Origin of the sequence: Bradyrhizobium sp. BTAi1, assembly GCF_000015165.1 — a bacterium.
GTDB classification, from domain to species: domain Bacteria; phylum Pseudomonadota; class Alphaproteobacteria; order Rhizobiales; family Xanthobacteraceae; genus Bradyrhizobium; species Bradyrhizobium denitrificans.
This window is the reverse complement of sequence record NC_009485.1, coordinates 7,665,248-7,678,701: the sequence shown is the minus strand read 5'-3', so window position 1 is coordinate 7,678,701 and position 13,454 is coordinate 7,665,248. Positions and strand designations below refer to the sequence as shown.

The 13,454-nt window shown below is 62.1% G+C and carries 11 protein-coding genes; 6 read left to right on the top strand and 5 right to left on the bottom strand.

Annotated features, from left to right (window positions below):
* The first annotated feature begins 3 nt into the window (after positions 1–3).
* The 6 genes from BBTA_RS34215 (at position 4) to BBTA_RS34190 (ending at position 7,711) form a co-directional block, all read left to right on the top strand.
* On the top strand, positions 4–1,878 hold the full coding sequence (locus BBTA_RS34215; RefSeq protein WP_011931089.1) for an integrase: 1,875 nt from the start codon (positions 4–6) through the stop codon (positions 1,876–1,878).
* The gene (locus BBTA_RS34210) at positions 1,838–2,350 is read left to right on the top strand and encodes a hypothetical protein (RefSeq protein WP_244424522.1); all 513 of its coding nucleotides are present in this window, start codon (positions 1,838–1,840) and stop codon (positions 2,348–2,350) included. Before BBTA_RS34215 ends, BBTA_RS34210 begins: the two co-directional genes overlap by 41 nt.
* 87 nt (positions 2,351–2,437) lie before the next feature.
* On the top strand, positions 2,438–3,088 hold the full coding sequence (locus tag BBTA_RS34205) for a plasmid pRiA4b ORF-3 family protein (protein ID WP_041751295.1): 651 nt from the start codon (positions 2,438–2,440) through the stop codon (positions 3,086–3,088).
* A 259-nt stretch (positions 3,089–3,347) separates the two neighbouring features.
* Entirely contained in the window at positions 3,348–4,877 is a 1,530-nt protein-coding gene (locus tag BBTA_RS34200) for a chromosome partitioning protein ParB (RefSeq protein ID WP_371260220.1), read from the top strand.
* 797 nt (positions 4,878–5,674) lie between these two features.
* Positions 5,675–5,989 carry a DUF736 domain-containing protein gene (locus BBTA_RS34195; protein WP_006022515.1) on the top strand — a complete coding sequence of 105 codons (315 nt, stop codon included), beginning with the start codon at positions 5,675–5,677 and terminating at the stop codon, positions 5,987–5,989.
* A gap of 879 nt (positions 5,990–6,868) precedes the next feature.
* Positions 6,869–7,711, top strand: coding sequence for a DUF932 domain-containing protein (locus tag BBTA_RS34190; RefSeq protein WP_006022516.1), 843 nt, complete (start codon positions 6,869–6,871; stop codon positions 7,709–7,711).
* Between the two features lie 226 nt (positions 7,712–7,937).
* On the opposite strand, the gene BBTA_RS34185 is transcribed toward BBTA_RS34190, so the two are convergent.
* The 5 genes from BBTA_RS34185 to BBTA_RS40460 form a co-directional block, all read right to left on the bottom strand.
* Positions 7,938–9,659, bottom strand: a complete 1,722-nt coding sequence (locus tag BBTA_RS34185; RefSeq protein ID WP_006022517.1) for a type IV secretion system DNA-binding domain-containing protein — start codon at positions 9,657–9,659, stop codon at positions 7,938–7,940.
* Positions 9,660–9,666: 7 nt separating this feature from the next.
* Positions 9,667–10,053: a hypothetical protein gene (locus tag BBTA_RS34180; RefSeq protein WP_006022518.1), complete on the bottom strand. Its 387-nt coding sequence runs from the start codon at positions 10,051–10,053 to the stop codon at positions 9,667–9,669.
* Positions 10,043–10,858: an AAA family ATPase gene (locus tag BBTA_RS34175; protein WP_012047083.1), complete on the bottom strand. Its 816-nt coding sequence runs from the start codon at positions 10,856–10,858 to the stop codon at positions 10,043–10,045. Before BBTA_RS34175 ends, BBTA_RS34180 begins: the two co-directional genes overlap by 11 nt.
* Before the next feature lie 95 nt (positions 10,859–10,953).
* Positions 10,954–12,138, bottom strand: coding sequence for a hypothetical protein (locus tag BBTA_RS34170; RefSeq protein ID WP_006022520.1), 1,185 nt, complete (start codon positions 12,136–12,138; stop codon positions 10,954–10,956).
* A gap of 107 nt (positions 12,139–12,245) precedes the next feature.
* Positions 12,246–12,776 carry a hypothetical protein gene (locus tag BBTA_RS40460; RefSeq protein ID WP_024921865.1) on the bottom strand — a complete coding sequence of 177 codons (531 nt, stop codon included), beginning with the start codon at positions 12,774–12,776 and terminating at the stop codon, positions 12,246–12,248.
* Positions 12,777–13,454: the final 678 nt, after the last annotated feature.

Genomic DNA, 13,454 nt, shown 5'->3' with positions numbered 1-13,454 from the left:
GCGATGACGGCTTCCACGGCGCGCAATCTTGTCGCCGCCGTCAGGCCGGCGCTTCGGATATCGGCGCGGTCCGTATGGTCCGATCAGGTCTGGCATCTCGACGGTCATCGTCCTGGCAGCAACCGCAGCGACTTCTCGCTCGACTGGGGTTTTGTTCTTGCTGACGACAGCCGGTTCAGTGATCCGCGATGGGCTGACTGGCGAGAGGCGGCGAAGCTGTTCCTATGGAGTCTGAAGCTCGATCCGCCTCCTGGGTACCGCAACGCTCATGAATCGACGATCGTCTCCGTCTTCAATAGGTTGCGGATGCTGATCCGCTGGATGGCGGCGCAGGGATATCGGTGCTTTGCCGATCTCGACCGCGACGCCTGCGACCGGTTCATGACGGTGATGGCGCAGCGTCCGGGCCACAAGCCTGGCAGTACGCTGAAGAGCACGACACTGGGAAACCATGCCAATCTGCTGACGCGCCTTTATCTGCAGGGAGCAAAGTTCCCGGAGATCGCAATCGCCGATCCATTCCCGGGGATCGCGCCGCCGTTCGTTCGCCGCGACCGGGGGTGGCTGCCTTATACGCCGGACGCGATCGCCGTGCCCCTGGTCTCGGCGGCGCTGCGGCTGATCGGGACGCCGGCCGACGACGTCATCGCTCTGCAGGCCCAGGCGCAGTCCGTCTATGACCATGCGCTCGCTAACGGGATCAGCCAGACCAAGGCCGGCTTCATCGTGACTGACGCGATCGCGCCGTTCACCTTCGCGACACTGCCTGGTGAGGAAACTGCCTGGCATGAAGCGCCCGTCACCAGCACCAAGCAGGTGCGCAATCTCGCCGATCGCATTTACGACGCCTGCTTTGTGGTGGTCAGCTATCTGGTCGGCGCCCGGATCTCGGAGATCCTCGGCCTTCAGGTCGGCTGCATCGAGCAGCATCCTGCCGACGACGGCAGCGAGAGCTTCGCCTATCTCGTCGGGCGGATTTACAAGACGGCGCGTGGCATCGATGGCGAAGCCCATCGCTGGGTTGCGCCGGCACCCGTCGAGCGGGCTGTCGTAGTCATGGAGCGGCTGACCGCCCGTCTTCGGGCCCAAAGCGGACGAGACGATCTCTTTCTGGCGATGGCTAGCAACGGCCTTATTGGTCCTGCGGCCCGCATCAACCTCCCCGTCGGCTCCACGATCATAAGGCGGCTGAATGATCTGTTTGCGCTGTTCATCGGCCTGCCGGACCACGAGGGCGAGCCCTGGCATCTGAACACGCATCAGGGCCGCAAGACGTTTGCCCGCTTCGTCGGCAAACGCGACCGGACCGGCCTGTATGCGCTTCAGGCCCACTTCGGTCATGTGACCCGGGCCATGACTGATCGCGGCTACGTCGGGACCGACTTCGCGCTCGACGACCTGATCGACCGGCATGCCCGGGAAGAAACCCGCGCCGCTCTCGAAGAAGTGCTGACGGCAACCGCCCTCGCGGGCAAGGGCGGACGGATGATCGCCGCCCGCTCCCAGTTCCGCGGGCGCACGCGCGACGGCGATGTCCAGGCCTATGTCTCCTTCCTGATGGAGGAGACTGATCTGCGGCTCGGCGTCTGCGATTGGGGCTATTGCGTCTACCGCGTCGAAACGGCTGCCTGCTTCGGCGATGAGAAAGGCCCCAACCCCGTTCTGAGGACCGAAAGTACGTGTCTCGCCTGCGCCAACTTCGCCGTCACCGCCAGGCACAGGCCTGTCTGGCAGGCCCGCCGCGATCGCAATACGGATCTTCTCGGCCATCCCGGCCTGGACCCGGTCAGCCGGCAACTCGCCGAAACCCGGATTGCCGAATGCGATCGCATCCTTGGTGAACTCGACCATGCAAAGGATGTTCGCCATGGCGCGTAAGACCAGCAAAATGCCGGCCCTCACGCCTGCCGAAAAGCGCCTGCGCAACACCCACTGCAAGCTGCGGGATGCTCTGGAGCGGCTGGTGAAGGGGCTGCCCACACACCCGGACCTGCAAAAGCGATCCTACCGCCTGACCGTCGCGACGCTCGCACGCGAAGCGCGCGTCGGCCGCAATGCGATCTACGCCAATCATCGATCGATCATCGACGAATTACGCCGCGCCAGTGATCGCAAGGTCGTTCCCGAGAAGCTCGCAGCCTGGGAAGACAAACTCGCCCAGCAGCGCGCTCTGATCCAGGTCTTGCAGATCGAGGAGCGGCGTATGGTGACGGAAAATGCCGTCCTGCTGAAGCGCATCCTCGACGCCGAAACGGAGGTTGAGCGGCAGAAGCGTCATAATGCCCGCCTGATCGCCGAACGCGATCGCGCCGTGAAACCAGTGCCGCTCACTCGCGGGCCAAAATCCTGACGTCGTCTACGACTGCCGGTTTGTGTCGGTGCGGTCGCCGAAGGACAATCGTCGCCCCATCTATTGCCTGCGACAATCATGCGCGGCATGATCTGCGGCATGCTTGACCCCTTCGATCCAGACAGCTTCATTGTGCGCGCCGAGGTTCATATCCTCGGCATCGAGCCCAAGATCAGCCGCATCCTCGAACTGCCAATCACTCTCAACCTAGCCCAACTCCACGAGGTGCTGCAGGCCGCCTTTGGCTGGACCGACAGCCATCTGCATCAGTTCAATATTGGCGGTCTCATCTACGGAGCTCCAGAGTTCGATGACGACGGTCTGTCCGACAGCAGGATCTTCGAGGCGACCGAGGTCAGGATGATCGACCTTCACTTTCCCGACGATCCCAGCGAAAACCCTCTCGCGATCCTCTACGAATACGACTTCGGCGACAATTGGCGTCATCTGCTGCGCTTGGAGCGCGTCGCGCGCGAGGAGAGTGCCCAATATCCTCGCTGTATCGCCGCCGCACGCTCAGGACCCCCCGAAGACGCTGGTGGGCCTTCAGGCTATGCCGACTTCCTCGAGGCCTGGCTCGACCCCGACCATGAAGAACATAAAGCGATGCAACGATGGGCTGGCCGCAAGTTCCACCCGGAGTCCTGCAATCTCGACGACATCAACAAGGCTATCGCCAAAGCACTACACGCATCAAAGGACGACTATCGCTTCCGTCGAGAAAGCCATCGTGATTGACACCAACCGGCTGCGCTTCAGTGCCAAAGAGACACCCAAAACGCAAGGCGCAGCCAAGAAGACTAAAGAATCAACGTCATCCAGCTAACAGGACACTTGACGCATAACCTAAGCGCTTCATCCCGCCGACCAGTTCGAGGCCTTCAAGAAGCTCGCGGACGAACGCGGTTTCGGTGCGGAGGAGATTGCTGCCCGGTTCGGCGTGACACCTCACGTAGTGCGGCAGCGCCTGCGCTTGGGTGCTGTCTCGCCCAAGCTGATGCAAGTCTACCGCGACGGCGATCTGGCGCTCGACCAGTTGATGGCCTTTGCCATCACCGAGGACCATGCCCGGCAGGAGGCCGCCTACGAGCGGCTATCCCATAACCGGGACGCCAGCACGATCCGCCGCTTGCTGACCGAAACTAATGTAGCCGCCACGGATCGCCGCGCGATCTTTGTCGGCGCGGAAAAGTATACAGAAGTGGGCGGCACGATCCTGCGCGACCTCTTCACCGAGGATCGCGGCGGCTATTTCGAGGACGTGGCGCTTCTCGATATGCTGGTCGTGGCGAAGCTTGGGCGCGAGGCCAACGCCCTGATGGAGGCTGAGGGCTGGAAATGGGCGCAGGTCTTTCTGGACTTCCCCCACAGCCACGGGCTGCGTCGGACCTATCCGCAAGCGGTAGAACTGTCGGCGGAAGATCAGGCCGCTCTGGACGCCGTCAGGTGCGAGTTCGACAGCCTGACGGCCCAGCATGAAAGCGACGAGGAACTGCCTGATGAGGTCGATGCACGCTTCGGCGAGCTTGAGGCCGAGATCGAGCGTCTTGAGGCCAAGCGTCAGGCCTACAATCCCGCCGACATTGCCCGTTGCGGGGCCTTTGTCATCCTCAATCATGACGGCACCGTGCGCATCGAGCGCGGTTTTGTAAGAGCCGAGGACGAGAAGCCAGACACGGAGGCAGTGAACGCGAGCGACGAGGGCGAGGAGGATGGCACCCTCGATGACGACGGCGGAACAGTCCCGAACGGTATGGCCCGGAGTGGGAATTTGGAAGGGGAGGACGAGGACGCCGACGATCACAAGCCGCTGTCGGACATCCTGATCCGCGATCTCACCGCGCTCCGCACCCTCGGGCTTCGCCTCGCTCTGAGCGAGCAGCCGGAGATCGCCGTCGTCGCTGTCACCCATGCGCTGTCGGCGCAAATCTTCTATCGCGGCGCGGACGCCCACGCTCTCGATATCCGCCCCGCAAGCACAATGCTGGCTTCCCATGCGGATGGTATCGAGGATACCAAAGCGGGGAAGGCATGGGCGGATCACCACGCCCGTTGGGCGGCGCAGATGCCCCGCGACGTGTGTGGCCTCTGGACGTTTATCGTGGAGTTGGACCCTGACAGCCGCATGGCTTTGTTCGCGCATTGCGCAGCGCTCACGGTCAACGCTGTAAAACTGCCGACGGAGCGCAGGCGCCGGGCGATGGCAACGGCGGACAGGCTGGCGGAGGCCGTGTCGCTCGACATGACCGCGCATTGGATACCGACCGCGCGGACCTATTTCGGTCGGGTCACCAAGCCGCACATTCTTGCCGCCGTGCGGGAAGCCGTCGGTATCGAGGCCGCTGACCGGATGGCGGACATGAAGAAGCAGGACATGGCGGAAGCTGCCGAACAGTTGGTGATCGCAACCGGCTGGCTGCCCGTGCTGATGCGGACACCGCGAACCGCGCAGGAGTGTACAGAGCAGCCACAGGCCGATCTCGTCACGGAGACAAACCCTGACGCGTATTCCGCCGCCGCCGAGTAATCGGCACGGCCGGGACCGCCACGCGGTCCCGGCTTCTCATCGCAAGGATGTCGAAAGTTTTTGGCCGCGCGCCTGATGGCGCGCGGCCAAGCTCATGATGCTCACGCCCACGACCGGCGCATTGTGGAAAGCCAGACACTTTCCGCTCAAGACTAATAAGGGGAAGGCGCGTTGTGGCCGGCGCCCGTGAATCCGTTCCGAAGGCGATGCGGCACATCAATCCAGTCGGATCAGTCGCCGTTGCGGCGGGACCAGATCAGCGTGAAGCAGGCGTCGACGCCCTGGCGTTCACCAGCGAGGGTAGCCTGTGACGGGCGTATCGAACGTCGCTGACATGGAGATTGCGAACTGGGCTTCGCCGGTCTTGGTCGGGGCGCGCCAATCGCGCGCCGCGATGCTCATTCATGCTCCGTCGTTCACTGCTTCGCGCCTTTGCTTTCGTTGATGCGCGGGTGCAAGTCCTTGTCCGAGCGGTGCTGCTGTGTCCTTGCGCGGCGACGATGGCCGCAGTCATGGTGGTCTCCATCGGTCTGTTTGATGGGCGCGTCCCACGCGACCTCGAATGGACGGATCAGGCCCGAGGGCCGGCTGCGCCTCGATCGCCTTCCCGCAACGGCTCGGCCTGCTTTTTTCCCCTGCCGCGAAGGGGCGGCATTCCTCGCGGGAAGACAAAAAAGCCGGCTGCCGCCGTCCTCCGCGTTGCTGCGGGCCTTGCGGCTGCGGGCCGATCGCTCCCCGGGCCAAGGACCGCCATCGAGGCTGCGATGGTCGCGGCCCGACAACAGCACGGAGACACCATGGCTACCATCGGAACCTTTACCGCGGCGGAAAACGGCTACACCGGATCGGTCAAGACGCTCACCCTCAACGTCAAGGCGAAGTTCGTCGCGACCGAGAAGGACAACGACAAGGCGCCCGATTTTCGCATCTTCGCAAGCTCCACTGTCGAGTTTGGGGCTGCGTGGAAGAAGACCGCGCGGGACAGCGATCGCGAATATCTCTCGGTCAAGCTCGACGATCCGAGTTTTCCGGCTCCGATCTATGCCTCGCTGGTGAAGGGTGAGGGCGACGACAGCTTTACGCTGATCTGGTCCCGCCGCAACGGCGATTGATCCCAAGGGATCGACTGGCCCCGCCTCTTCGGAGGCGGGGTTTTGGTGCGCTCATGGCCACAACGATGAAGAAGGAAGTGGGGGCAGGTCCGGCAGCGGCGTTCCATGTGTTCATGGCTGGGATTGTCCCACTCCTGCGCGCCTCTTCGCTACGCTGCGATTGGTGCCTTTTGGGATGTTGATACGGATTGTTGCAAGCATCGTATCGGCGGCGACACACGGTCGACGTAACAGTGCAGGGCCTCGGTTGCGAAACCCATCAAGAAATGTCGCGTACCAATGGACTTTGCCGAAGTGCTCCCGGATCCAGCCCGGCGTGACGCCGAGAGGCGATGGAACGCCCTTCGCATCTGCTCTTGTGTCCGAAAACCGCATCGTGATGCCACGACGGACGGTGGGACGCCGGTCGTTTCCAGCATCAGGCGCGCGCGCGAAACTCGAAGCAGTTCAATAGCTGCAGCCGGCGTTGCCGCGCACATAATAAGCGCTGGACGCCGCAACATTCCGCGTTGCAACCACCGCAATGGTCTCCGAACTCAAGACCATCGAGATGCGGTGTTTTCGGAGGATGGACTTGGATTCTGGCCCCACGATTGGTGCTTCTACTCAGAATCCGGAAACGCGCGGAACAACAGTGCATGTCGTTTTCCCGGCATTCGCCGGATGCTCCTGCCGGTGGCTTGCTAATGGCTCCGCCCTCGCGCGGGACAAGAAAATTCTTCGGCCTTTCGCGGCATAAACGGCCTCCTCCCCGAAAGCCGGGGCCCCTCCATTTATTCCACGGTGCCGAAGAGTTCTCTTGCCCTTGCTACCCCGCTGCTCGCCGCGAGGCAGGGCTGCAGCGCAGCGCTGCAACCCAAGCCTCAAAGGAGCAAGATCATGCATCACCATCTCGCCACCCGATTCGGCCGCAACGCCCACCAAATCAGCGGACGCGAAGCTCTCGACAACGAGACCCTGTACCGGCACGTCCCCGCCATCTTCGCCCGCGAGGCGCATGACAGCCGGTCAGAACGTTACGTCTACGTACCCACCATTGAGATTGTGGAGGAAGTGCGCCGCGAAGGATGGTTTCCGTTCTTCGCCGTGCAGGCCGTACCACGCGACGGTGACCGCCTCGGCCACGCAAAGCACATGCTCCGCCTGCGTCGTGATGGGGGCATCGGCAAGCCCGAAGCGGCCGAAGTCATCATCGTCAATTCGCATGACGGAACCTCGGCGTACCAGATGTTTGCGGGGTTGCTCAGGTTTGTTTGCACAAACAGCCTTGTCGCGGGCGAGCGCTTCGAGGAAGTTCGTGTGGCGCACAAGGGCAATATCCAGCACGACATTATCGAGGGCGTTTATACTGTTGCGGAAGACTTTCCGCGCCTCATCGAATCCGTCGAGACGATGAAGGAAACAAAGCTCTCGCGGGACGAGCAGACCGTTTTTGCTGAAGCCGCACTTGTCGCCCGCTACGGCGAGGACGAAAGCCCCGTTCGTCCGGACCAGATCATTGCGCCTCGACGCCGCGAGGATGTCGGGCAAAGTCTCTGGCTGACACTGAACGCAGCCCAGGAAAACCTCATTCGTGGCGGACTTCACGGCCGCCGCCAGACCACTGATGGCCGTATTCGCCGCGCGCAGACCCGTGCCATCAATGGCATCGACCAGAATGTCGGCATCAACCGCGCGCTCTGGACGCTGGCAGAGGGCATGCAGCGCCTGAAATCGGCCTGACCCGCAAGGCCGGGGAGCCGGACAAGGCTTCTCGGCTTTTGCCCCGTGCCGAAAAATTCTTGCCGGTCCGCACGCGGACCGGCAAAGAAGGTGCTGGGTAAAAAAAACCGCTCGCCGGGCTCCGCCCGGCTCGGAAAACACGGCTGCCAAAAATAGCATCGCCCCGACCGGACAGGACAAAGCGAGCGCCACATTGTGCGGCACTCGCTTGATCGTTCGTTCTTGCTTACGCGCTGGTCTTTGCCCAGGCGGCGTCCCTGTAGGCTTCGCGCCGTTTTCGCCATTGTGTGAACGGAGTTTCGACGACGGCAGGATTGCCGAGACCGAAAACCAGGGCGCGAACGACAAGGAAACCGTCAACGATGCGCACGCCAAGCTCATCGTCCAGGTAGTTTGGCTCGATCACATCGATTTCATTCTCGTGGCGGATTTTCTCAGGTTTGTCCCTGCTGGTGGCAACCCACGTTTCGATCGTTCGGCGACCCGCATATTTGCCGACCACGCGTTCGCGTGTTTCGGAAGTGCCGAGTCTACAGACGACCTTGATCTTGAAGCGCGCTTCGAGCGTTGCCGCATCGTACCGCTGGTAGAGCTTGAGGATCTGTTCCCAGTCCTGCGTCGCCACGATCGCCGCTACGCCTTTTTCCCGGCCGACATTGAGCAATTTGGGAAACTGTTCGAGACGGCCCAGAACCGGAAGTTCATCCAGGATCAGGTGCAACCACGGGCAATCCCGTTTGGGCGTGGACGGGCTGAGCAACTTGCCGCAGACGACATCGACAAGAAGGCCGCTGATCGCGGTCGAGAGAAGCGGATATTCGGCATTGTGCTGAAGAATGATCGTTCGCGGCAGACGGGACTGCTCGGAAAGCCAGTCGCGGACGCTGAAACTGCACTCCTTGTTCGATGCCTCCGCCTGTGCGAGCGGCCGGATCGTCGTCAGGGCCGCGACCCACAGCGTCAACATGAGGCTCAGAGTGGTTCTGTTGGCCACCCCATCGGCGTCGATTTCGATGAGGTGGACACTCGGTGAGTGCGCGGCCTCAAGAGCCGCGCGCAGCTCTTTCGGGCTTTTGAATACGAACTTGAACAGATCGGCCCATCCCCAATCGGTTTTGCGCTCACGTTGCAACGCCTCGATGGCTCCCGACAGGATGGCCTTGGCGCCATTGGACCACATCGATTCCAGTTCTGAACCCGACGGCACGAGCTTTTCCGCAACCTCGCGCGCGCCTTGCGCATTGATTACGTCGCGGCCGATATCCCAGGTCCATCCTCTTGCGTCATGAGGCGCCACCAGAAGAATCTCGTCAATCGGAGCGCAGGCAAGAATGTCCCCCTTGGCGTCGTGAATGATCGACCGCTCCCCACGTGCCAGAATCTGTTCCGCCCAGCCACGGATCACGGCGCTCTTGCCCGAACCTTGGTCACCGATGACGAGAATGTTGGAAGCTTCCGCGACAGGCGTGAGCTGAACGTAAGGTGCAAGCCAGAGCGAATCCGGTTGCGGTATCCCCGTCACGGCAACGGCCTTCCGCAACGAGGCTCGCCCCTCCGCGCCGAATTTCGGCCACAGCCCCCGGATGGTGCGGACGGTCTCCCTGGGCGAGGTGTGCTTCCAGCTCCAGATTGCCGCAAGGGTTGCCGCGATTATCGTGCAGCCAAAAAACAGGCAGAGCCGGAGATAGAACGGCGGCCAGGCCAACCACCCCCGAAGGTTCGCTGTGCGGCAATCGAAATCGAAGACCTGCAACGGCCCCGGTCCGCAGTGGCGGTGGAAACCTTCATCCCAGACCGTTCTCCAGAAATAAGCCGGGGTGATGTTCGGATTGTCAAATGGGGCGAGAAGGGTGATGATGAAGAAGCTAAAGACCATGACACCGCATGCCACGAGTAGCGCGGCTGCCAGTGCGGGGCTTGGGGATTTCTTGACCTTGATGGTTGTCACTGTCCTGTTACTCCACAAATTTGAGAAGGATCGAGCCGATGACGGCAAGGGCAAAGCCCGCAGCCCATCCACGCACGACAGCACGGACCAACCAACGGGGTTCGCGGCATCGCAAAATCGTCCAGCCGTAATCCCTTCCAGCCTCCGGGTCGGAGGAGGGTTGGATGTTCGGGGCGGGCTCTACTTCTTGCCAATTCGGAAACGGGTTTTGATGGCCGAGGCTCGACAGGAACGCCGCGAGGCCCTCTTCTCCGAGGCGCTCCAGCGAGCGTAGGTCGAATTCGTCCGCGCCCGTCTCGAATTGCGAGGCCAGCCGCTGTGCGGTTGCCCACCGCTCACGGCTGCCTTCGTCGATGGCGCGTGACGCCGCCGCTCTGAAACTCTCACTCTTCATCGACTGTCTCCGTCGTCTTGAAGGCACGGTCGAGTTCTGCGAATAGCGCCACCAGCCACTGGGCAACGTCACCGCGTGCGATCTTGGCTTCCGCGCGTGGCAGGCCGCTCAATTGCATGGCTGCCGGCGTTTCGAGGTCCACGACATCGATGAACCGGGAGCCGGCCGCCTCGAAATACCGCCATGAGCCGCCGGGAATGGCGCCCATCACTATGAGCGTATTTCTCTCCGCAGCAGGCTTGAGCTTATCGGCCCACTCCTGCCAGGCAGAGGAGGCCGGATGCAGATCGGCGATGCGGCCATCGCGCTGGTTTTCGGCAAGGATGATGTCCGCGCGAGGGATGGCCGTCGTCAGGCGTTCGACCGTCCAATGCGCCTGTCGCATCGATTCTGCCTCGGCCGTGAATGGTATGAAGACGACCGGATGGAAACCGAATTCGCCAAATTCTTCGTCCAGGTCGACCAGAGCCGCCCATTCGGAGAACCGGCCAACCTCGCCGGCGCCAATGTCGACGAGGATCGGAGCGGCCGTCTCCGCTTGCGTGACGGCGTCCAGCACCGGGCTGAACCGCGCCAGCTCCTTGCCGGGATCCGCACGCGCCGCCTTGGGATCGGATGCAATCGTGATGACGTCCTGGCCCAGCGCCGCCGACAACCGCTTTTGACGGTCGATTTGAATAACGACCGGCGAGTATCCCGCGATCGTCAGTTTGTCAGTGATGGCCAGCGCCAGCGTCGATTTGCCAACCCCGCCTTTTTCGTTGGCGACAACGATGGCCCAGCGCCTCTTGTCTGTCTCTGTCATGGCTTGTTCCTTCGTCCCGGTTGATCGCGGGGCGAAGGAAGAAGCCATGGAATCGAACAGGCCGGACGGATTCTGAGTCGGCTTCCGGAAAAAATTCAACGCGCGAGGTACGCCGCGCACTGATCTTCATAATTCTTGTACGCGTAAAGCAGGAATTCCCGCCCGCTCATCAATTCGGGGTGCCGACGTTCGCTAAACATCTCGGGCTGCTCTTCAAGATGCTGCCGGCTGCGTTCGATCCGTTCGATGAACTGCGCAGGAGACAACGGTGCGGATTGCCTGCGAGCGATCCTCCCAATGTCCCGGACGAATTCAAAGCCCTTCAAACTCGCCAGCCGATGGAACATCAGCTTTGGATCGAAATCCCCGGCATAGACCGCGGGAAAGATCGCCCCGGCATCGATCGGGTGGTTGAAACCTGCGGCCACCGCCGCTTGCTTCGGATCGAGAAACCCATCTCCGTCCGGCTCCCGCCGGATGCTCTCACTGATTTCGCTTTCAATAAAGCGAAACTCCTTCGCCCGCTCGCGGCACATGTTGAGCGCGACAAACTGAGTCTTCTGAAAACGGATTTCCTCCTCGATCACATCCTGGCGCTGGCCGCGAAAGCCCTCCGCCCAGGCGGCGATCTCCCGGCGCAGCCGTTTGCTCGGGTACAGGCATCGCAGGAACTTCTGACGCTGCCCGTTGCGCCAGGCCGTATCGATGAGGCGACGGCGGCGCTTCCCGGTGGTGCGATGATCGCGCTCGGGCCAGGGAAGCGGCAGTAACTCCTTGTCGAAGATGAAGTTCTGCGCCGCCTCCTGATCCGCCCAGTTACGGACATTCTTCCCATCGCGCAGCGGCACAAGATACCGAAGGCGCTCGAAGATCACGAAGACGTTGACAGCGAAGGCGTCCTTGATCTGCTTCTCGATATCGTCGGCAACCTGGCCGCCGCTTGACCGCTCAGGCCGCATGCCGACCATATTTGCTCGAACCAGCAGCGGCTCACCCCGGTCAAACCGTTCCCGTTCCTCGGGCGTTGCCTGGATCGGGAGGGGATCGTCGAGGCTATCGACAATCATCCCTTGCAGACTTTGAGCCGGCCAGCCAGCCGCTATCTTCATCTTCAGCGGAACCTGCGGCGGATAAGCGGCCCTTCCCTCGCGTATGGCCTCCCCGCTCACCGCGACGACCGGCCGGCTGAAGTCGAGATACCGTTGGAACGGTGTGTCCGAAAGCAACAGCTTGCGCAGCTTGTTCCTTTCGATGTCCGAAGTCGGCAGGTCTGCCGCCATGCTTGTTTCCTTGGTCATCGGCGCCGCAAAGGCTAACAAGCTCATCGGCAAGAAGATGGATTCTGAGTATCCGGCTGGTAACGTTCCTGTGAGCTGCGACCTTGAGCCTATCCGCCTCGCAACTTAGCCACACGCGAAAGCTTGTCCTGGATCGAACGCGAACCAGCCGTCGGCTGGTCTGATTTCGGCACGGCGACCGGTTTGACGGTAACCGTTCTCCCGGCCCGGGGCTCGGCTGTTTCACCGGTCATGGATCGGGATGACGCCGTTTCCTCTCGTGCGGCAGTCCGCTGGCGCGTGCTGTCTTCCACAGGCCGGCCTGTTGACGCGGACGCATTCCCCTTGATCTGCCGCGATACCGCACCGCGCAGACGATCGGCCGAGAAAGAACTCCCATCGGCACGCCGTATGCCGGCCGCAGCAAGCGCACGCGCGATCTGTGACCAAGTGAATCCCTCATCCCGGAATTCCTCGAACAGGCCGCGATGCCGCCGCACCGCACGATCGAGCGGTATAGGGCCGAGCGGTCCCTTGAAATTGTCAACGAGCGCCTTCAGCCGTCGCTGCAAGTTAGAGTTCATCGCGTTACCCGAAGCAAAATGAATCCAGACGAATTTTGGAAGCTCATGCAGGATCAAGTGCAACCACGGGCGATCTTCGAGCCGTTTTCCGCCCTCTGAGCTTGGCTGTTTTGCCGATTTGGGGCGTAGAACGCGTCCGGCCCACCGAGACCGCCGTTCGCTGTGGCGCACGATCTTTCTTCGGCGGGTCTTGTAGCACGGACGCTTTTTCCCGCATCTGGCGCGACACCGTCCCACGCAGGTGATCAACTGAAACCATCTCCCCGTCGGCGCGCCTGACCCCGGCCGCCGCTAGGGCCCGCGCCAGCTGCGACCATGTACATCCCTCGCGTCGCAACTCCTCGAACAGATCGAGATGTCTTCGCAAGACCCGATCGAGCGGAATGCGTCCGAGTGGTCCCCGCAGATCGTGAGCAACCGCATTTAGCCGTCGTCGCAGGTTCGAGTTCATGATGGTTTCCGACGCGTTCCTTGAACCCCGAGGCTAGCAAGCCCTCCAGGGAGCAGATGGATTCTGAGTATTCGCGCGTAACGTTCCTGTGAGCCAGGTCCCCAGGAATCCCGCGCCTGACCGCTACGCAGACGATCGGCCGAGAAGGCCCCCATCGGCGCGCCGTATGCCGACCGCAGCAAAGGGATGCGCGATCCGTGACCACGTGAATCCCTCATTCCGGAATTCCTGGACAGGCCCGAGATGCCGGCGCACCGCACGATCGAGCCGTAGGGGATCGACCG

Coding starts and splice junctions, on each gene's coding strand:
- BBTA_RS34215 (WP_011931089.1), top strand. CDS start 4: ATGACGGCTTCCACGGCGCGCAATCTTGTCGCCGCCGTCAGGCCGGCG.
- BBTA_RS34205 (WP_041751295.1), top strand. CDS start 2,438: ATGATCTGCGGCATGCTTGACCCCTTCGATCCAGACAGCTTCATTGTG.
- BBTA_RS34200 (WP_371260220.1), top strand. CDS start 3,348: ATGCAAGTCTACCGCGACGGCGATCTGGCGCTCGACCAGTTGATGGCC.
- BBTA_RS34195 (WP_006022515.1), top strand. CDS start 5,675: ATGGCTACCATCGGAACCTTTACCGCGGCGGAAAACGGCTACACCGGA.
- BBTA_RS34190 (WP_006022516.1), top strand. CDS start 6,869: ATGCATCACCATCTCGCCACCCGATTCGGCCGCAACGCCCACCAAATC.
- BBTA_RS34180 (WP_006022518.1), bottom strand. CDS start 10,053: ATGAAGAGTGAGAGTTTCAGAGCGGCGGCGTCACGCGCCATCGACGAA.
- BBTA_RS34175 (WP_012047083.1), bottom strand. CDS start 10,858: ATGACAGAGACAGACAAGAGGCGCTGGGCCATCGTTGTCGCCAACGAA.
- BBTA_RS34170 (WP_006022520.1), bottom strand. CDS start 12,138: ATGGCGGCAGACCTGCCGACTTCGGACATCGAAAGGAACAAGCTGCGC.